The sequence below is a fragment of the Mesorhizobium sp. M0778 genome, assembly GCF_040320105.1.
Lineage (GTDB): Bacteria > Pseudomonadota > Alphaproteobacteria > Rhizobiales > Rhizobiaceae > Mesorhizobium.
Genome location: NZ_JAMYPA010000030.1, coordinates 1 through 18859, shown reverse-complemented (window position 1 = coordinate 18859; position 18859 = coordinate 1). Strand labels below are relative to the sequence as shown.

The 18859-nt window shown below is 59.0% G+C and carries 18 protein-coding genes; 12 read left to right on the top strand and 6 right to left on the bottom strand.

The genetic code is table 11. The features are described 5' to 3' along the window. The first annotated feature begins 154 nt into the window (after positions 1 to 154). Positions 155 to 1312, top strand: a complete 1158-nt coding sequence (gene argE, locus NKI22_RS28375; RefSeq protein ID WP_352815325.1) for an acetylornithine deacetylase — start codon at positions 155 to 157, stop codon at positions 1310 to 1312. A gap of 6 nt (positions 1313 to 1318) precedes the next feature. Here the strand turns inward: argE and NKI22_RS28370 are convergent, their stop codons facing one another. After that, positions 1319 to 2251, bottom strand: coding sequence for a LysR family transcriptional regulator (locus NKI22_RS28370; protein ID WP_352815323.1), 933 nt, complete (start codon positions 2249 to 2251; stop codon positions 1319 to 1321). Between the two features lie 184 nt (positions 2252 to 2435). On the opposite strand from NKI22_RS28370, the gene NKI22_RS28365 reads away from it, so the two are divergent. From NKI22_RS28365 to NKI22_RS28320, 10 genes are all read left to right on the top strand, one after another. Beyond that, positions 2436 to 3407 carry an ABC transporter substrate-binding protein gene (locus NKI22_RS28365; RefSeq protein WP_352815321.1) on the top strand — a complete coding sequence of 324 codons (972 nt, stop codon included), beginning with the start codon at positions 2436 to 2438 and terminating at the stop codon, positions 3405 to 3407. Positions 3408 to 3444: 37 nt separating this feature from the next. Next, on the top strand, positions 3445 to 4284 hold the full coding sequence (locus tag NKI22_RS28360) for an ABC transporter permease (protein ID WP_352959311.1): 840 nt from the start codon (positions 3445 to 3447) through the stop codon (positions 4282 to 4284). A gap of 11 nt (positions 4285 to 4295) precedes the next feature. Further along, positions 4296 to 5051 carry an ABC transporter ATP-binding protein gene (locus tag NKI22_RS28355; protein ID WP_352815317.1) on the top strand — a complete coding sequence of 252 codons (756 nt, stop codon included), beginning with the start codon at positions 4296 to 4298 and terminating at the stop codon, positions 5049 to 5051. A gap of 60 nt (positions 5052 to 5111) precedes the next feature. After that, positions 5112 to 6077: an agmatinase gene (locus NKI22_RS28350; RefSeq protein ID WP_352815315.1), complete on the top strand. Its 966-nt coding sequence runs from the start codon at positions 5112 to 5114 to the stop codon at positions 6075 to 6077. Positions 6078 to 6112: 35 nt separating this feature from the next. Continuing rightward, positions 6113 to 6487: a nuclear transport factor 2 family protein gene (locus NKI22_RS28345; RefSeq protein WP_352815313.1), complete on the top strand. Its 375-nt coding sequence runs from the start codon at positions 6113 to 6115 to the stop codon at positions 6485 to 6487. Positions 6488 to 6508: 21 nt separating this feature from the next. Then, complete coding sequence (locus NKI22_RS28340) at positions 6509 to 7798, top strand: class-III pyridoxal-phosphate-dependent aminotransferase (RefSeq protein ID WP_352815311.1); 1290 nt, start codon at positions 6509 to 6511, stop codon at positions 7796 to 7798. A 171-nt stretch (positions 7799 to 7969) separates the two neighbouring features. Continuing rightward, complete coding sequence (locus NKI22_RS28335) at positions 7970 to 8644, top strand: GntR family transcriptional regulator (protein ID WP_352815309.1); 675 nt, start codon at positions 7970 to 7972, stop codon at positions 8642 to 8644. Positions 8645 to 8761: 117 nt separating this feature from the next. After that, on the top strand, positions 8762 to 9958 hold the full coding sequence (locus tag NKI22_RS28330) for a M20 family metallopeptidase (protein WP_352815307.1): 1197 nt from the start codon (positions 8762 to 8764) through the stop codon (positions 9956 to 9958). Between the two features lies 1 nt (position 9959). Next, positions 9960 to 11606: a 5-guanidino-2-oxopentanoate decarboxylase gene (locus tag NKI22_RS28325; RefSeq protein WP_352851612.1), complete on the top strand. Its 1647-nt coding sequence runs from the start codon at positions 9960 to 9962 to the stop codon at positions 11604 to 11606. Next, positions 11603 to 12985 (top strand): FAD-binding oxidoreductase, encoded by a 1383-nt coding sequence (locus tag NKI22_RS28320; RefSeq protein WP_352815304.1) that lies wholly within the window; start codon positions 11603 to 11605, stop codon positions 12983 to 12985. The genes NKI22_RS28325 and NKI22_RS28320 overlap by 4 nt, the downstream gene beginning before the upstream one ends. A 150-nt stretch (positions 12986 to 13135) precedes the next feature. Here NKI22_RS28320 and NKI22_RS28315 read toward each other — a convergent pair whose 3' ends face one another. From NKI22_RS28315 to NKI22_RS28305, 3 genes are all read right to left on the bottom strand, one after another. Then, entirely contained in the window at positions 13136 to 13534 is a 399-nt protein-coding gene (locus tag NKI22_RS28315) for a hypothetical protein (protein WP_352815302.1), read from the bottom strand. Positions 13535 to 13911: 377 nt separating this feature from the next. Continuing rightward, the gene (locus tag NKI22_RS28310; RefSeq protein ID WP_352860427.1) at positions 13912 to 14667 is read right to left on the bottom strand and encodes an SDR family oxidoreductase; all 756 of its coding nucleotides are present in this window, start codon (positions 14665 to 14667) and stop codon (positions 13912 to 13914) included. 501 nt (positions 14668 to 15168) lie between these two features. Continuing rightward, positions 15169 to 16596 carry an NAD-dependent succinate-semialdehyde dehydrogenase gene (locus NKI22_RS28305; RefSeq protein ID WP_352815298.1) on the bottom strand — a complete coding sequence of 476 codons (1428 nt, stop codon included), beginning with the start codon at positions 16594 to 16596 and terminating at the stop codon, positions 15169 to 15171. A 161-nt stretch (positions 16597 to 16757) separates the two neighbouring features. Between NKI22_RS28305 and NKI22_RS28300 the strand changes: the two genes are divergently transcribed. After that, a complete protein-coding gene (locus tag NKI22_RS28300) occupies positions 16758 to 17651 on the top strand; it encodes an AraC family transcriptional regulator (RefSeq protein WP_352851617.1) in 894 nt (297 codons plus the stop codon). A gap of 289 nt (positions 17652 to 17940) precedes the next feature. Here NKI22_RS28300 and NKI22_RS28295 read toward each other — a convergent pair whose 3' ends face one another. Both NKI22_RS28295 and NKI22_RS28290 read right to left on the bottom strand, forming a co-directional pair. After that, positions 17941 to 18318 carry a histidine phosphatase family protein gene (locus NKI22_RS28295; RefSeq protein ID WP_352959321.1) on the bottom strand — a complete coding sequence of 126 codons (378 nt, stop codon included), beginning with the start codon at positions 18316 to 18318 and terminating at the stop codon, positions 17941 to 17943. Between the two features lie 108 nt (positions 18319 to 18426). Beyond that, a partial coding sequence (locus tag NKI22_RS28290) for a transposase (RefSeq protein WP_352959308.1) occupies positions 18427 to 18859 on the bottom strand: 433 nt, incomplete at its 5' end.

The following is an 18859-nucleotide window of genomic DNA, read 5'->3' as shown; positions in this document are numbered from 1 at the left end:
ATATCGGCTTGCCTGGCTCACCTCTCATACTCCGCGAATGAACAGTGTTGGCGAGGCGACCAACGGCATCCTCCCATTTGCCGGCGGACGGCGACGGCGGCTTCATCCTTCGGGCTGAGTCGCCGTCGCACCCACTGGAACCAAAGGATGAAGGATGCCCTCCACAGACGCTATCGAGATCCTGTCCAAGCTGGTGGGATTCAAGTCGCTATCGAGTCGATCCAATCACGACATCGCGGACTATGTCGAAACGTTCGCCAAATCCTCGGGGGCAGCCATCCAAAGGTTCCCCTCGCCCGACGGCACCCGAACCAGCCTGCTCATGACGTTTGGACCAATGGTTCCGGGCGGGATTGTCCTGTCTGGCCATATGGACGTTGTTCCCGCGGGGAACCGGTCCTGGACTTCCGACCCATTCGCGTTGCGGCAGGCGGATGAACGCCTCTATGGGCGTGGTGCGGTGGACATGAAAGGCTTCCTCGCCCTTGCCCTCTCGCTTGCCGCGACCATTCCCATTGCCGAGCTCACCAAGCCGCTCCACCTTGCGTTTTCTTATGACGAAGAAATCTCCTGTGAAGGTGTGAAACCGATCGTGCGCCATATCGCCAAGTCGGTCCCGAAGCCTCTCGCGGTCATCGTCGGCGAACCCACTGAAATGCAGGTTGTAGGCGCGCACAAAGGCGCGCTTGATTGGACGATCGAGGTTCTCGGCAAGGCGGCCCACTCGAGCCTTCCGCATCTGGGCGCGAACGCCATTCACGCGGCCGCCCGCCTGGTTTGCGAGGTGGAGGAGATTGCCAGGGAGCTCGAGAAACAGCCGTCACCCAATGCCGAGCTCTACGACGTGCCGCATCCCACTGTCACCGTCGGTCTCATCGAAGGAGGCACCGCTGGGAATGTCATTCCCGCCCGGTGCAGCTTCCAGATGGAGGCTCGAACAATGGAACCGGGGCAGGCTGCAACTATTTTTGCCCGGATTTCGAACTTTGCGCGGGATGTCGTACTTCCTGGGCTGCGTGCGACTGCCCCCGGTTCTGAGATCAAGATCACCGAGCGTTTCGATATTCCGCCACTTGTCAGAGAACCCTCCAGTGCTGCGGAACAGCTCGTAAGCCGCGTCAGTTCCTCGCCGAATGTCAAAGCCGTGTCATATGCGACTGAGGCCGGCTTCTTCCAGGCGGCGGGGCTTCCCACAGTGGTGTTCGGGCCGGGGAGTATATCCCAGGCTCATCAGGTCGACGAGTTTATCGACAAAACGCAATTCAAGGAAGGAGAGCGGGTGCTGGCGCTGATCGCCCAAACCCTCTTGTGACGTGGTTCAATTTGTTTCCTGGCTTGCTATGCGTCGTGACTCGCTGAGGAGATCATCTCGAAACGTTGAGACGAGGACCGACGGAGCGTTGCTCTCCCGAGACACGATGTACACCGGCCAATTCACGCTGAAGCGTTGCGGATTGATTTTTCGCAGTATGCCTAGGTCAACCAAAGCCGCAGCGTACTGATCAGGAAGATAGCCGATGTGGAGACCAGTCAAGATGAACTGGAGAGTTGCTTCGACGTGCATCGAAATAACCGTTGAATTCCAACCCGTTTCGACCATTTCCTGCTCCTGAGTGACAAACCCTCGCCGGACGAAGTCAACCTGCCGCAGGTCATCATCGGCGAGCGTGCTTTCCGAGCGGCCGAACAGCGGATGCTTCGAACCACAGTAAAGCGTTATTTTTTCTGAGTAGGCCTCCTCGTACTTCAAGCCATTCAGCGGGCTTCGGCTTCCGGTAAGACCAAGATCGCAACGACCATCATAGACCGCCCGCTCGACATCGTTGGATGGCACCACATTCATGGTTATTTCAACTCCATTCGAGCGCTCTCGAAACCGCCGAAGAGCGCCTACCAAGGGGTTGAGCGGATCGCTGGCGATGTTCTCCATCTGCCATATCGTCAGCTCGCCCATGAGCTGCCCCTTGGAACCGGCCACCGTCGTTCTGAAACTGTTGATCTCGCTGAAGAGCCGCAATGTGGCCTCGTACACGACCTGTCCCTGTGGTGTCAGAGAGAACCCGCTGGGGCCGCGAACACAAAGCTTCAGACCAAAGCGCGTCTCCAAGTCGGATATGTGGATTGAGATCGTTGATCGGCCCAGACCGAGCGTTTCCTCGGCGGCCGCGAAACCATTGCATTCGGTCACCGCCTTAAAAACCCGAAGGAGCCGGATGTCGACCTTGTCCAGGGGTGGGATTTCTAAACGCATATTCCGCCTTTCGACCGTGTATCCGCCGTTCCAGGATAAATCCCGCACGATTCATGGGGTGGTGCCAGCCCATAAATCACAGTTATCGCGAGAGGACCATTTCGCATTGACTAGGTCAGATTTATGTGAGACGAAAACATTGTCGACAGAGGACAGTCGCCAATAGCAACAATGGGGAACGTCAATGGAACTCCTTAGAAAGCTCGCTCTTGCGGGCACAATCGCTATCACCATGTCTCCAACTTGGAACGTCGCTGATGCGGCGGAAAAGATTTCGGTCGCGCACTCGACCTGGATTGGTTACGGCGCGCTCTACATCGCCAAGGAAAAGGGCTTCTTCGAAAAGGCAGGACTGGATGTAAACCTGCAGATCATCGAGGCATCATCAGACGCCATCGCCGCCATGCAGGGCGGTCAGATCAATATCGTCGCCTCGACGATGGACAACTTCGCACTGTTTACCGGAAACGGAGCTGACCTAGAAGTTCTGACCGCGCTCGACGAGTCGGCCGGCGGCGACGGAATTGTCGCGAAGAAGGAGATAGCTACCGTCGCTGACCTGAAGGGCAAATCAGTCGGTGTTCAGAAAGGCTCGGTCTCCCAGTTCCTTCTGGCGCAGGCCCTCAACAAGGCCGGATTGACGCTCGAAGACGTCCATATCATCGACATGAAGTCCGGTGACGCCGGCGCAGCCTTCGTTGCCGGTAGCGTCGATGCAGCCGTGACGTGGCAGCCCTGGCTTTCCAAGGCCGCAGCCACCGACTTCGGCAAAATTCTGGCCGACACCAGCTCGATGCCCGGCCTAATCGTCGATGCGCTCGCCGCGAAGTCAGACTATGCCAACGAGCACAAGACGGAGATGAAGGCTTTCGTCGGCGCCTACTTCGAAGGCATCGCCTTCATGGAGAAGAACCCGGCGGAGGCGCATGAGATCATTGCTCGCAATCTGAAAATGAGCACCGAGACACTCGAGGGCACGCTGAAGGACGTTCGCTTCTTCACCAAACAGGACAACGCGGCGTTCTTCTCCGGTGATCGCAGCCCGGCCTTTGCACTCGTGTCGCAGGCCGGTGAGTTCTATCACAAAATCGGCGTGCTGCGCTCGACGCCGGACGCGGCAAAGATCGTCGGCATGGCCGGCGAACTGGCAAAGTGAGCCTGGAGGGACGATGCGGACTTTCCAAGCGCTTCCAATGAACGGCGAACTCAAAACGGCGGGCGTCTCTCGGAGACGCCCAAGCTTCCTGATCAAGGTCCAGACATATTTCAGACCCAGGGCAATCCTGCCTGCTAGCGAGCGGATGACGATTTCCGTCGTCGGCGTACTGGCCTTTTTTCTGCTGTGGCTGCTTGTCACCGAGGCGGGTTGGATTCAACCCTTCTTCCTTCCCAGCCCCATCGCAGTCGCCAGTCGTCTGGCCACCATGGTCGTAAACGGTGGCTATTTGGCGGATGTCTGGGCGAGCGCTTACCGTGTATTCGGCGGATTCCTTCTCGCTGCAGCAGTGGCTGTGCCGATCGGCATCCTCATCGGGAACTTCCCGTTCTTCCGTTCCCTTCTCGAGCCGTTGCTCAGCACCGCGCGCTATCTGCCTGCAACCGCCTTCGTGCCGCTGATGATCATCTGGCTCGGGATCAACGAGTCGCAGAAAATCTCGATCGTCTTCATGGGTACGTTCTTCCCGCTCGTCCTGTTCATCGCCAGCATCTCGGAAGGTGTTTCCAGTGACCTGATGAACAGTGCCTACTCGCTTGGAGCGAGCTCGCGGCAGGTGTTCTTCAAGGTTCTGCTGCCCGCCTGCGTTCCGGCAATCGTGGACGCGCTGCGCATTACGGCGGGCATCGCCTGGACCTATGTCATCGTCGCGGAACTCGTCGGAGCAGACAAGGGAATGGGGATCGCCATCCTGCAATCCCAGCGCTTTCTTCTGACGGACCAGGTCATCGCCGGCATCGTGGCCGTCGGCATCCTGGGGGTCTTGACCGACCTCGCATTCCGCTATGCGCACCGCAAGTTCTTCCCCTACATGTAGTGAGGACCACCATGACACGCGTTCTTGTCGACAACGTCAGCGTGGAATTCGCCCGGCATCGGGAAGCTCCGCAGATAGCGCTGACGAACACCAACCTGGAAATCGAGCAAGGTGAGTTCGTCTGCCTTCTCGGGCCATCCGGATGCGGAAAATCCACCTTGCTCAATGTTGTGGGCGGGCTGGTGGGAGCTTCGACCGGGTCCATCAAGGTCGATGGACGATCCGTTGCCCAACCAGGCCCTGACCGCGGAATGGTCTTCCAGAACTATTCGCTCTATCCATGGCTTACAGTGAGGCAGAACATCGAGTTCGGCCCGAAATTGAACCGCTGGCCGAAGGTCAAGGTCTCCGAAATCGCCAATGAACTCATTGAGATCGTGGGCCTGAAGGAATACGCCGACCAGTTTCCGAAAGTCCTGTCGGGCGGCATGAAGCAACGGGTGGCGATCGCCCGCGCCCTGGCGATGGAGCCTAGCGTTCTGTTAATGGATGAGCCTTTCGGCGCGCTCGACGCGCAGACGCGCTCTCGGATGCAGGAACTGCTGCTCGACATCTGGTCTCGCAAGCGGACCACCGTGATCTTCGTGACCCATGACATCGAGGAAGCCGTCTATCTCGCGGATCGCGTGCTGGTCATGAGCGCACGCCCCGGCAGGATCATCGAAGACTTCAGGATCGAACTGCCGAGGCCGCGCGTCGCCGACGTCGTCGCGAGCGAGGAATTCACTCGCTACCGCAAGCACATGCTCCACCTGTTGAGGCATTGAAGAGACCTGTCCCGAATTTCGCAGCCGTTAGACCGCAGTGGTCGACAAGAGAGGAATGAAATGTCGAACAACGAATTCAATCCAGTGGATTCATCTGTTATCCCCCGATACGCCGAGATCGCGACGTTCATGCGCGCCGCACGATCCGAGATTTCGTCCTCCATCGACATCGCTCTGGTCGGCGTTCCCCTGGATCTCGGCGCGACGTACCGGTCTGGTGCGAGACAGGGACCGGCGGGCGTTCGCGAAGCCTCCCGCTTGATCCGGCAGGTCAATCCGACCACCGGCGTCGCGCCATACCGCATCGCGAATATCGCCGATATCGGCGACGCGCCAACGCATCCACTCAGCGTCGAAAAAAGCGTTGAGCACATCGAACAGTTCTTCCAGCGCGTCCACGAAGCTGGTGCCGTTCCGATCTCAGTGGGCGGAGACCACACGGTCCCGCTTCCAATTCTCAGGGCGATCGCGAAGGACGGCCCGGTTGGCCTGATCCAGATCGACTCGCATTCCGATACCTTCGACGAGTTCATGGGCACGAAGTACAACCACGCCACCTTCGTCCGTCGTGCGGTGGAAGAAGGCCTTCTCGATCCCAAGCGGATCGTCCAGATCGGACTGCGGGGTACCCGCTATGGCGACGACGACATCGTCTACGGTGGTCAGGTCGGCATCCGAATGATCACGATGGACGAGTACGAGACGATGGGCCGCGCAGCGGTCATCGAGGAGATCAAACGCGTAATCGGCGCCGGCCGGACTTACTTCTCGATCGACATCGACGGTCTGGACCCGAAGGACGCACCCGGCACGGGTGTCCCGGAGCCAGGCGGCATCATGATGCGGGACGCCCAAATGATCCTGCGGTCGCTCAATGGCATCGATTTGATCGGCGGTGACATCTGCGAAGTCGTGCCGTCGCTCGATCCGACCGGGATCACCTGCATCAACGCCGCGAACCTGATGTTCGAGCTCACGTGCCTGGCGGCGGTAGCCCACCAGAACCGCACGACGAAACAGGCCTGATCGGCCCGAACAGAACAAACGTAAGGGAGGACATCATGTCAGGCCAAGCCGCGTTGCGTGAGCTCGCAACCAAGTACTTCGACGCGCTGTATTTCGGGAAGGCGGACCTCTTCGCTGAGGTGTTTCATCCCGCAGCGATGCTCTACTGCTTCACGGAAGCGGAACCCGTAATCATGGGCGTCGACAAGTACCTCGAGATCGTGCGGGGCCGTGTTTCACCGGCGTCTCGCAACGATCCGAGGAGAGATGAGGTCGTTGCGATCGAGATCGCCAGCCCCACGACAGCCCATCTTCGGGTCAAGGAGATTTTCATTCCGAAGAACTTCCTGGACGAACTGACCTGCGTAAAAACCGCCGGCGGATGGAAGATCGTCTCGAAGGTTTGGCACTTCACTTTGGATGCGCAGTGACTGCGAGAATGGAATCGTAAAATGACAACCGAAAACCAGAAGGCACTTCACACAAGTGCCGAAATTTTCGACGCCTTCATCGAGCGATCCTGGCGGTCAAATGCTGAGCGGCAGAAGGCGAAGGGCGCTGAATTCGTCATCGGCAAACGCGAAGGCGTTTACATGTGGGACATCGAGGGTGAGCGGCGACTGATCGACTGCGGCACCGGCGGCGGCGTGCATGCGTTGGGGCATCGCCATCCAGAGATCTTGGCTGTGCTGCGGCAGGCGCTCGACGACGGCCGGGACACCGGGCTTTGGTCGGTACCCAATGCCAAATATTTGGAACTCCAGGACAAGCTGGCGGCGCTCGCGCCCAAGGCCCATCTGAATCGGAGCGTGGTTACTCTTTGCTCCACTCTTTCGGTCGATCTGGCCACAATGTTCGCGTTCCGCGTTACCAAGCGCCAGAAGATGCTTGCCTACAGACATGGATATCACGGCCATACAGGATTCGCGGCTATCGTCACCGGCTCGCCTGAAGAAGGGATCATCGACCACTATAATCTTCCCTCGCACTCGAACTTCCTCGAGCGGTTCGGCGATATCGAGGAACTCGACCGGCTTCTTACCTCCGAGATCGCGGCCTTCATCATCGAGCCGATGGACTACGAGACCTTCGAGGCGGCTTCCAACGAGTTCTTCACCCAGGCTTCCCGCCTTTGCAAAGAGCGCGGAGTCCTGTTCATCGTGGACGAAACACGCGCAGGTCTGGGTCGATCGGGGACACTGTGGGCTTCAGAGCAGTATGACATCGATCCGGACATGATGATCACCGGCAAGGGCTTGTCGGGGGGGCTGTATCCAGCGAGTGCCGTATTGATGCGGGCGGAGATCTACGAGCAGTGCATGAATCAGCATCGGTTCGCGTATATCTCCAGCCTCGGCGGCAACGAGATCAGCTGTATTGTGGCGGCGAAGGTGCTTGACGTCGCCTCCAGTCCGGCTTTGTTGGACAACGTCCGCAAAGTTGGAGCGTACCTCCACAACGCCTTCCAAGCGCTCTGCTCAAAACACTCCGACGTTCTCAGGGGCGTTACATCCTTCGGGCTCGCCATCTCGGTTCAAGTTGCCAACCGGGATGTGGGGCGTGAACTCTACAGAGAGATCCTCGCCGATGGCGTTTTATGCCACAGCGTCGCGGAGATCGATCCGCCCGGTCTGAAGTTCTTTCCTCCGCTGGTGCTTACCGAAGTGGAAGCCGATACCATCGTTGATGCTCTTGACCGTGCCGTCTCTTTGCTGCGCAAATCTGTGAAACCTGCTGCGTAATCCGCCCAACCTCCCCGGCGAAAAGCCAGGGAGGTTCTCTACATTGGAAAACGGAGCGGATCCGTATCGTTGCACGGTTTCGTATTCTTTTTTCGCAAGTTCCGCTAAGTTGCCTGCGCTGATGCTGGACCGAATTCGGTAGGCTGCGCCAACCATGAAGAAAGGCCCGCCATGGGTGTCGTGAAACAAGATGAAACCAACGGCTTGGTGATCCAGCGTAATTCGGTTGCTGATCAGGTGTACTTCGACCTCCGTGCCAAACTTCTTTCAGGACAGATCGCCCAGGGGGAGCGCATTGTCGAAGCGAGCATCGCCAAATCTCTCGGCATCAGCCGCGCGCCGATCCGCGAAGCCGTCAACCGCCTGACCGAAGCCGGGCTTCTTGAGAGCCGGACCCATTATGGGACCTCGGTTATCCAGATGAGTGCAGAGAAAATTCGCGAATTGTATGTCGTGAGGAATGCCATCGAGGCGTTGGCGATCAGGGCGGTGGCCGAGCGCCATACTTCCGAAGACATCAAGAAGCTGCGCAAGCTCATCAAAACGATGTCGAATTTTGCGAAGAATGGCGATTTGCCTGGCTTGGTCGACGCAGAAATCGAATTCCACGAAGCTCTCTGGCGGATGGCCAAGAACCCGTACATCGAAAAGGTCGCGGGACTTCTTTTCGACCATCTTCGCCTCGCGCTTACGATCGACAATGCCGGTTACAAGAATCTCATGGACGTGGCGCAGGAGCATGAGCCTCTCGTGCAAGCGATAGAAAGCGGGGATCCGGACAAGGCAGCCGCGGCGCTCGCTGAGCACATCATGACATCACTGGGCGCCTTTGCTTCCACGAAATAGCTCAACGCGGCCGGACGGCAGCATCACGAGCTCAGCACGAAATCTCCCCTTAATCCCGACATGAGGCCGTTCCTAAAGGTCCAAAATGTCGACAGTAGACAGAAGAGTAACTTCATCATGCTCAGAAATTCAGTTGGTGCGGCCATTGACGAAGCGATCGACGTCCCTGCGCTTATCGCGGCTTGCCAGGAGGTCGTACGCATCGAGAGCCTCACCGGCCAAGAGGCGAATGTCGCGAAATTCGTCGCCGAAAAGATGATTGAGCTTTCCTTTGACAACGTAAAAATCGATGCGAACGGAAATGTTATCGGGACGGTATTCGGTGGTGGAACCGGGCCATCCGTGATGATCAACGGCCATATCGATCACGTCCCGGTTGGTGCCATGCAGAATCCGTTCTCCGGTGAACTCGTGGACGCCGCCCGTTGGGGCGAAAGCGGTCAGGCCATTTTCGGCCGTGGATCGTGTGACATGAAGTGCAACGTCATCTCGGCCGTGTATGCGGTCGGTGCCCTGCAGCGCAGCGGGCTGAAGCCGGGCGGCGATGTGATCGTTGTCGCCGACGTCGAGGAAGAGACGGACTCTCCCAAGGGTGTGAAGTCGGTTATCGAAGGAGGAATTCGCGCGGACTATGGAATCTCCGTGGAATCAACGAGAGGGCAAGTTTTTCTCGGTCACCGCGGCAAGCTTGAGTTCGAGGTCTGCTTCCATGGGCGAACCTCCCATGCGTCGGAGCCGTCGAACGGCATCAATGCGATCTATCTTTCGACGGCGTTCATCGGTGCCTTGGAGCAATACGCGTCTACGCTGCCCGAAGACGAGCTTCTTGGCCCTGCCACGGTGGTCGTGACCGGCATGCATTCCTTCCCGGACAATGGCACCGCCGTCGTACCGGACCTCGTGAAGATGAGGGTCGACCGCCGCTACATCAGGGGAGAGGATGAAGAGAGCTGCCGGTCGGAAATCCGTCAAATCCTAAAGTCCGCATACGGAGAAACCGAGGGGGTCAAATGGACCGCCGAAGTCACAAACCATTACCCGTTGATGTTCACCCCACAAACCAGCCTGGTGGCTCAGGCTGCCATCGTCGCCGCACTCGACGTCGACGACACCGCCCCGGCCATCTCCGCCTGGCGTTTCGGCGTGAACGGCACGTTCATGAACGCGGCCGGCATCCCCACGATCGGCCTCGGTCCCGGTGACGAGAAGTGGGCGCATACCCCTGAGGAACACGTCGGGACGGCAGACCTCGTCAATTCCGCGCGCAAGATTGCCAGGGCCGTCATGGTTCTGACCAAAGGCGGGGAGGCCTGATATGGGCGACAAAAAGCAAATCGGCGAGACGACGGTGGCGGACGCCATTCTTCGTCTCATGGAATCCTATGGGATCGACACGATTTTCTCCATTCCCGGGGTCCACACCGTCGACTTCTATAAATCCCTTCCCGAACGACGGATCAGGCACGTGACGCCTCGGCACGAGCAGGGCGGAGCGTTTATGGCATACGGCTACGCCTTCGCGACCGGCCGACCGGCCGCGTGCATGCTCATCACCGGACCCGGTGTGCTCAACGCTGCCACAGGTATTGCCGAAGCCTATTCGGACTCCATTCCGGTGTTCGTGATCGCCGCGAACAACTTGCGCGGAGAAATCGGAGTGGGCCGCGGCGCCCTGCACGAGACCAAGTCGCAGTCCGCTGTCCAGGAGCAGATTGCTGCTTTCACCCATACCTTGCTCGAGCCTTCAAACATCGAGGAGGTTTTCCACCGGTCCATGTCGTCGATGGAGATCACGCGTCCGCGGCCCGCCTTGATCGAAGTTCCAAGGGATCTCCTCAGCGCGATGGTGGCGGTGCCAAGCGAGCAAGCGCTCCAACTGTACAGGCCCGGGCCTCATCCGGATGTGATCAGCCAAGTCTCCTCGATGCTGGCGGGGGCCAAGCGTCCCATCATGATCGTCGGCGGAGGAACTCGCAGCGCGAGTCGAGAAGTCCTGGCGCTCGCGGAGCAACTTGGCATTCCCGTGGTGACGACGAATACCGGTAAGGGAATCCTGCCGGAAACCCATCCTCTTTCGCTCGGCTCAAGCCTCCCTTTTGCTCCAATGCATCGCGCGATCGAGGATGCCGACGTAGTGCTGGCAGTCGGAACGGAACTCAGTGAGACGGATCTGCTCTACACCTGCAAGAGCTACCGAATAAATGGCGCGTTGATCAGGATCGACATCGATCCGCGGCAGTTGACCATGAACTATCTCCCACGCGTCGCCATGCTCTCCGATGCCAAGGTCGCGCTCCAGGCGATAACCGAAAGGTGCGGCGATGGCGACGCGGATCAGAGAGAAATCGCTCAGCGACGAGTCGCCGACATCAGGGCGGCAGTGGAAAAAGACGCAGGTTGGTCCGCGGAGTCCCACAAGCACAAGCCGATCTTGGGAGCCATAGCGGCAGCGCTTGATCCGAACGCCGTCATCTGCGCCGACTCCACTCAACTTGCATACACAGGCAATCATTTCTTCCCCTCGAAAGAGCCTGGCACATGGCTGTTCCCGAACGGGTACGGCACGCTCGGAAGCGCCCTCCCCGCCGCCATTGGAGCGAAGATCGGCTGCCCGGATCGTCAGGTGGTCGCAATCGTCGGCGACGGCAGCTTCCTCTACACGATCGAGGAACTCACCTCGGCAGTTGAGAATGAAGTCAGCCTTCCGATTATTCTCTGGAACAACCGAGCATATGGCGAAATCCGAGACGCCATGATCGCGTCGGACATCCCCACGGTGGGCGTAGACCTCTACACGCCCGACTTCCAGATGATTGCGACGGGGTTTGGATGCCATGCCGTTCAAATTGAATCACTCGAACAACTCAGCCGTGAGCTCAAGGAAGCTTTCAAGAGAAACAGACCGACCCTGCTCCAGATAGACAATGAGGCGGCAATGTTTTCAGGCTCTGGCGTGTCATGAACAGCGAGATCCTTGAGGCTAGCCTTCGACAGGTTGTGGGCGGGTCGAATGTCATTGCCGGGCCGCCAGATGGCCCGGCGCTTGTCGTCAGACCCGGGACCACCGAGGCGGTGGCGGAGTGCCTGAAGCTCTTTCATGGGCGACAGGCGCCAGTGGTTGCGCTGGGTGGGCTCACCGGGCTCGTGCATGGTACCCACACCCCATCGCACTACTTCGGAATTTCCACCGAGAGGCTAAATAAGATCGAGAGCTTCGACCCGAGCACGCGCCTCGTTGTGGTAGGGGCGGGAACGAAGTTGGAGGCGGTCCATGATTTCGCTGCGGAGCACGATCTACGATATGGGGTCGATCTCGGCGCTCGGGGCAGCTGCACCATAGGTGGAAACATCGCCACGAACGCCGGCGGGAATTCCGTCATCCGCTTCGGTATGACACGGTCCAACGTTGCCGGGCTTGAGGTGGTCCTTTCCGATGGGTCGATCCTTACCGATCTGAGGGGTTTACCCAAGAACAACGCGGGTTACGACCTGAAGCACATTTTCATCGGCTCCGAGGGAACGCTGGGTATAGTGACCAAAGCTTTGCTGAAGCTCAGCCGACGCCCGGCCGGCACGGCGAGTGTTCTGTTGGCGCTCAACCACCTGGACAGCGCCCTCGTGGTGATGGAGGCAATAGAGCGTGCCTGCGGCCGTTCCTTGTTGGCGTTGGAAATCATGTGGAACCGCTATTTCGAGAAAGTGAGCACCGCACTGTCGGCACAAATGCCTCCGCTCCCACCGGGCCATCCCATTTATTTGCTCGCGCAGGTCGAGGGCGTGGATAATGGCGAAGAGGCAGTCGACAGTTTGATCGGGGCTTTGGAGAGCATCGACGGGATTGTCGATAGTGCGCTGGCGACGACACCTGTCCAGGAGAGCCGCCTCTGGTCCATCCGTGATGGGTCCGATGTCATCGAGCGAGCCCATAAGCATGTGCTTTCCTTTGACGTCAGCATGCGACCACATAATTATGCGGCTTACATCGCAGACGTAGAAGCGCGCCTCAAAGCTCGGATATCAGACGCCATTGCCTACTATTTCGGGCATCTCGCAGACGGCAATATTCATTTCATGATCGGACACAACGGGTCTTCGTCCGACGCGACACGCGTTATCGAGGAATGCGTCTATGACGCCTTGGCGTACTACGAACCGTCTTCGATTTCTGCCGAACATGGGATCGGCCGAGAGAAGGCGGCGCATCTTTGGCGATCGCGGTCAACCGCCGAAATCGCTGCGATGAACCGCATCCGCGTTGCTCTCGATCCTGCAGGAATTCTAAATCCGCATATATCGTACGAACCCAAGTCTCTTGATGCTCGTGCATCCCAAGTCCCCTAACGAGTCCAGCAAGTATTTCTGGTTCTGCGGTCTACCTCATGTCCGCTCACGACAATCAAATCCTGACTGGCGTCGGCGACCGCCGAGTTTTCGAGCCTAGGCGGAGCGAACTGGACCAAGGCTGGGCTGAGCCAGCCATCGGCACGCTGCTCATTTGCAGGCCGACAGGCCGAGATATTGGTCCCATTCGCGCTTCGAAGGATCGTCGGGAATGCATCCATATTTCACATAGGTCGTGTGCAGAGGCAGGGATTCCGTTGATGAAACGAGGACCAACATCAATGCAAGCGCCGCACAAACAGACCCCGCGAGGACCACATACCAAAGCCTGTCCGGAAATCTCTGGAAACCAGCCACACTTATATTTCCTACTGATACCTTGGTTGTGGAAGCTTGGTCGCGGTTGAGTTGACCATCATCGTCGGACCGGCCTCGCTGAAACGCTTCAGACTTCTGGAACTCATGCCAATGATGTCGACCACAAAGAAAAGCTTCCACATCGAACTTAACCGGGGCAGCCCGAAGCAAATGCCTGGATCGTCCGTTCAAAACGAGCACTCCATGTGTTTCAAGTCGTCCTTCAGTCAATAATTCGGCGGACGCACAGGCGGTACCTTGTCTACGCTCGCCCCAAATTTCCTAAAGTCGATTTGAGTAGAACCACGGTTTGACAGCATCAAATGTGGGCATTCGATATGCTCGCTGCATGTGAGCTCAACCGCTCCCGCTTGACCGAACCAGCTTCTCTCGACGTGGCTCCGCCCCTTCAAGGGACCTATCCAGACGTGCCGCCTCGAAGCGTCATCGGATATGCGTGACCGGGGACCTTGACGCAGTGGTTCATGCAGAAGATAGAAAGCCGCTGCTGAATATCGCGGCGGCCTCCCACCACAAAAATCTCGTCACGCCATTAGGGCTGTGAGCGATTAGATATTTTGACCGCCGGACACCTCGATGCGCTGAGCCGTAATCCAGCGGTTATCCGGGCCGAGCAGGCTGGCGACCGCCGGCCCTATGTCATCAGGCAGGCCGACGCGCCCGAGAGCGATCATAGCGGCGAATGCGTCGTTGTAGGCCGGCGTATCGCGCACAGCGCCGCCCAGGAAATCAGTCTCGATGGCGCCGGGCGCGATCGTGTTAGCGGTAATGCCGCGGCTTCCCAGTTCCTTGGCCATGTAAAGCGTGAGGATCTCGACCGCGCCTTTGGCAGCGGAATAGGCCGAGAAGCCAGGATAGGAGACGCGGGTCAGACCCGTCGAGAAGTTCACAATGCGACCGCCATCGGCCAGGAGAGGCAGCAGCCCCTGTGTCAGGAAGAACACGCCCTTGACGTGAACATTGAACAGTTTGTCGAACTGCGCTTCGGTCGTCTCGGCGATTCCCGCCATTTCGCCGTGACCGGCGTTGTTGATCAGGTGGTCGAACTTGTCACCGCCCCAGGTCGACTTCAGCGCCGCACGCACGCTCTCGACGAAAGCCGGGAAGGTCGAGACATTGCTAACGTCTAGCTGCAGCGAGACCGCCTTGCGGCCCAGTGCCTCGATCTCAGCCACGACGGCCTTCGCGTTGTCGGCGCCATTGTTATAGGTCAGGATAACGTCGCCGCCGTGGCGGGCGATGTTGATGGCGGTATTGCGGCCAAGGCCGCGGCTGCCGCCGGTAACGATTGAGATGGTGGTCATCGGTAACTCCTTTGGGATGAGCGTTCGCTCAACACACAATCGTCGCCGGCTTCCCATTGGTGTTGCCGGATGCTCGGCTATTCTTGCCTATTCCTATGAAGCTATGCTGGACTGAAGCACGCTTGCGCCGATCGCGGGCCGACAAGCCGCGCATGATCTATTCTATGTCGGATGCCGGAGAGCCGCGGATACCCGCGTCGATCAGCCGGTCCATATCGAACCGATATGTTTCCGCGGTTGCCGCGATGCCTTAGCCGCCGCGTCAGGAAATTATGCCAAGTCCCGCCCTGGCCAGGGCCAATGCGACCTCGACCTCGACGCAACGCCTGAGGTAGGCCTCCGATCCGAAGATCGCGCGCATGTCAACCGGCACGAAGTCGGCACCGGAGAAGGGTGAATCGACAAAGGAAAGGGGGGCATGGTGGGAACTCTCGAATGGGTGGGCAAATGCCCGTCAACGGCACGCCAGTCCCTGGACCTGACCTGCCGCTGGTTCACTGGTCAGTGAAGACCGACATGCTTCGTTCTATGATAGGGGTCTAGGATCTCGATCCCTCCTTCGGTGTCGATACCGCTTTCCTTCCAGCCTCCCAAGGGGGCCTCGGGCCGGTGCGTCAGGGGACCGTTCACCCCGACAACGCCGTACTCCAGCGCATCGGCAAGCCGTTGCTGCCGGTGAACATCATTCGTAACAATGTAGGACGCAAGGCCGAACTCCAGACCGTTGGCCTTCTCCAACATGCTCTTCTCGTTGCTGAACGGGATGATCGGTGCGAGCGGACCGAAAGGCTCTTCATGCAGCATCGCCGCATCGTCCGGCAAATCAACAATCACGGTCGGCGCGTAGAAGAATCCCCGGTTGCCGATACGCTGCCCGCCGGCGAGAACCGCAGCGCCGCGCGCACGCGCGTCGTCAACGAGCCGGGCGACGGCCTCGAGACGACGGGCGTTGGCGAGCGGCCCCATCTGTGTTGCCGGGTCGGTTCCGGAGCCGACACGCCAAGCCTTCGCGTGCTCAATAAACCGTGCCGTAAAACGTTCCCTGACACCTTCCTCGACGAAGAAGCGGGACGGACAAAGGCATATCTGGCCGGCATTGGTGAATTTCGCTCGTACCAGCATGTCGGCCGCCTGTTCCGGATCGACATCGCCACACACGATCACCGGAGCGTGGCCGCCCAGTTCCATCGTGACCGGTTTCATCACCGCGCCTGCGGCGGCGGCCAAACGCTTTCCAATCGCAATGGAACCCGTGAACGTGATCTTCGCAACCTCACGGGCTGCTATGAGATGCTTCGAAACGGCGTCGGCATGGCCGAAGATCACGGCGAGAGCCGATGGCGTGACGCCCGCCTCTAGCAAAGCCTTGGCCATCACGAGGACAGACCCCGGCGTCTCCTGCGAAGGTTTGCAGATAATCGAGCAGCCCGCGCCAAGAGCGCCGGCGAACTTCTTGGCCGCAAGCGCCATCGGGAAATTCCAGGGCGTGAACGCGGCCACCACACCAATCGGATGGGTCTGGATTTCGATCCGGCTCCCCGCCACCCGGCTAGGCACAATCCGGTTCGAAATGCGCCGGGCCTGCTCGCCACCCCACTCCAGGAAATCTGCCGATCGTTCAACCTCGTCCCTGGCTTCGGCGAGCGGTTTGCCCTGTTCGAGAGACATCGTCAGGGCGGCGGCCTCGATGTCGGCCCGCAATAGATCGGCGGCCCTCTTCAGAATGCGGCCGCGCTCCCATGGCGGCACGGCTTGCCATTCGCGCAATCCGCGTGCAGCAGTCTCGACGGTTTCGCTGAGATCTTCGGGTGAAGCATACGCAACCCGGCCGATGCTCTCCCCCGTTGCGGGGTTCACAACAGGCTCGCTTTGCCCGGTCGAGCCAGCACGGCTGTTGCCGTTGATTAGAAGCTGAAAATCACGGTTCATGGCAGACACCTTCGTTATCTGAGAGCGACGTGGCAAAACGCCAATTAGCGTCGTTTCCATATTTGGCTGAAACGGTGGCGGCATTTGCCCGAACCTCGTAACTTCTTGCCTATTCCTCCACTGCTGTTGCGGCACCGAAAATTGTGAATTACAACTCCCAAATGACCCAAACCTTGCTCGACAGTGTGCGCCGCTACACCGAGGCACATGCAGACGATAACGGCATTGCCCAGACGCCTGTCCCAGGATTGACCCTCATTCGCGAAACCACGCCGACCGTGCTGCATTACGCGATCTACAAACCGCTCGTCGCCCTGGTGCTGCAGGGCAGCAAGCAGGTAACTATGGGCAGCCGGACATTCGATTTCGGTGCCGGAGAATCCCTCCTGATTACCGCAGACGTGCCTACTGTAAGTCAGATCACACGCGCCAACATCAGCAAGCCCTACCTCTCGCTCGTCTTCGATCTCGATCCCGCAGTGATTGAGGGCCTGGTCGTCGAGATCGGCTCCGCCCCCTATGCCGCGAACACGCCCGTCCGCATCGATCCGACGGAGACCGAAGTTGCAGACGCTGCGCTGCGTCTAGTGCGTCTTCTCGACAGGCCGGCGTCACTGCCGGTCCTGCAGAATCAGTTGATCCGAGAGTTGCATTTCTGGCTGCTGTCAGGTCGGCATGGCGGAGCGATCCGCAGCCTCGGCGTTGCGGAAAGCCATGCACAGCGAGTGGCGCGCGCCGTCGGCCTTATTCGTGCGAATTTCGCCAGGCCGCTCAGGGTTGAACGTCTTGCTGGAGCAGCGGGCATGAGTGCGTCGTCTTTTCATGAGCACTTCCGCGCCATCACATCGCTCACACCGCTCCAATTCCAGAAACAGGTCAGGCTGATCGAGGCGCGCCGGATGATGTTGGCGAATGGCGAGGTGATTAGTAACGCCGCCTATGCGGTGGGATACGAAAGCATCCCTCAGTTCACGCGCGAGTATGCCCGGATGTTCGGACTGCCGCCGGCTCGCGACATCAAAGCTGTTAAGGCGCGGATCCAAAATGCCGCATAGCTCGCATCTCGCATGGCAGCTGGATCGATGGGCGCCGCGATCGCCAGCATATGGCGTAGAGGCTCGACATGCCCAACATCCAGTTACCAAGGGACAAAGCGGCCACAAGCGCAGGATATTATTCCAGTTTGCACTGCCATGGCAAAATCTACTACGCCAACCAACCTTCACTCAGGGTGAGTTTTTGACAGCGCCTCGGCGATGGATAAGCGCTCGCGATTCTCCTCGACCACCTCCTCGGGCGCGCGAGCAACGTCGCCTCTTGGTGTGGGTGCGAATTTTCCGCCATTCAGTCTGGTGGATCTTTACCACCAGCACGTCGCTGCGCACCACAAGCGCGGAGAGTCCAACGCGTACCATCCGAATAAAAACTAGTCATAGAAAGTGGAGGGACGTCGATTTGCCAGCACGACGTCAGAGGCGCTGCCAATATATGGATCATGGCGGTCCGCACCACCACTGGGTGGGTGACCGCTATCAGGTGTCCACCTGCCGACCGCATTGCATCCAGGAATCCTGCCGTTCGGCTGGCAACTTGAGTCAGTGATTCGCCGCCTCCAGGAACATAGGCAGGATCAGTTCGAAATGCGGCAAGTGCCCCAGGCTGCTCTGCCTCGATCTTCTCTAACGTCTTGCCTTCCCAAAAGCCGTAGTTGTGGTCTCGCAGGAGTTGTGTGCGTCAAGTTCTGCAAAAATGGCGTGGCAGTAGCTGTGACGTCGGCGTGTCCGCCGCGCAGCCCCCGTGTTTAGCGGAGCGGCGGACACACGGCGGTGCTCAGGCGGCCAATGCTCTCAGGCTCTCCTTCTTGTGCTCGCGCAGATGATCCATGTTGAGATAGCGGGTCGCCTCGAGCCAGTTCTCGTGGATCTCGACCGCCAATGCCCGAACCAGCCGCAGGCAGCTCCGCGGGTTGGGGAAGATGCGAACGACCAGGGTGCGCCGCTTGATCTCCTGGTTCAGCCGCTCCAGCATGTTCGTCGACTTCATGTGCTTGTGGTGGGCAAGCGGCAGCCGATAGAAGCTCAGCGTCTCCTCGATGTTGTCTTCCACCCAGTTGACCAGCTTCGGGTATTTGGCCTGCCATTTGGCGATCCACTGCGCCAGGTCGCGTTTGACCTCGGCAAGGTCGCGCCGGTCGTAGAACCATCTGAGCTCCATCAGGCAATCGTCGTCGACCTTGCGCGGCACGTAGTCGAGCGCGTTTCTG

What these genes read in the sequence shown, in the direction of transcription:
- argE (WP_352815325.1), top strand. Translation starts at nt 155, where the DNA reads ATGCCCTCCACAGACGCTATCGAGATCCTGTCCAAGCTGGTGGGATTC.
- NKI22_RS28370 (WP_352815323.1), bottom strand. Translation starts at nt 2,251, where the DNA reads ATGCGTTTAGAAATCCCACCCCTGGACAAGGTCGACATCCGGCTCCTT.
- NKI22_RS28365 (WP_352815321.1), top strand. Translation starts at nt 2,436, where the DNA reads ATGGAACTCCTTAGAAAGCTCGCTCTTGCGGGCACAATCGCTATCACC.
- NKI22_RS28360 (WP_352959311.1), top strand. Translation starts at nt 3,445, where the DNA reads ATGAACGGCGAACTCAAAACGGCGGGCGTCTCTCGGAGACGCCCAAGC.
- NKI22_RS28355 (WP_352815317.1), top strand. Translation starts at nt 4,296, where the DNA reads ATGACACGCGTTCTTGTCGACAACGTCAGCGTGGAATTCGCCCGGCAT.
- NKI22_RS28350 (WP_352815315.1), top strand. Translation starts at nt 5,112, where the DNA reads ATGTCGAACAACGAATTCAATCCAGTGGATTCATCTGTTATCCCCCGA.
- NKI22_RS28345 (WP_352815313.1), top strand. Translation starts at nt 6,113, where the DNA reads ATGTCAGGCCAAGCCGCGTTGCGTGAGCTCGCAACCAAGTACTTCGAC.
- NKI22_RS28340 (WP_352815311.1), top strand. Translation starts at nt 6,509, where the DNA reads ATGACAACCGAAAACCAGAAGGCACTTCACACAAGTGCCGAAATTTTC.
- NKI22_RS28335 (WP_352815309.1), top strand. Translation starts at nt 7,970, where the DNA reads ATGGGTGTCGTGAAACAAGATGAAACCAACGGCTTGGTGATCCAGCGT.
- NKI22_RS28330 (WP_352815307.1), top strand. Translation starts at nt 8,762, where the DNA reads ATGCTCAGAAATTCAGTTGGTGCGGCCATTGACGAAGCGATCGACGTC.
- NKI22_RS28325 (WP_352851612.1), top strand. Translation starts at nt 9,960, where the DNA reads ATGGGCGACAAAAAGCAAATCGGCGAGACGACGGTGGCGGACGCCATT.
- NKI22_RS28320 (WP_352815304.1), top strand. Translation starts at nt 11,603, where the DNA reads ATGAACAGCGAGATCCTTGAGGCTAGCCTTCGACAGGTTGTGGGCGGG.
- NKI22_RS28310 (WP_352860427.1), bottom strand. Translation starts at nt 14,667, where the DNA reads ATGACCACCATCTCAATCGTTACCGGCGGCAGCCGCGGCCTTGGCCGC.
- NKI22_RS28305 (WP_352815298.1), bottom strand. Translation starts at nt 16,596, where the DNA reads ATGAACCGTGATTTTCAGCTTCTAATCAACGGCAACAGCCGTGCTGGC.
- NKI22_RS28300 (WP_352851617.1), top strand. Translation starts at nt 16,758, where the DNA reads ATGACCCAAACCTTGCTCGACAGTGTGCGCCGCTACACCGAGGCACAT.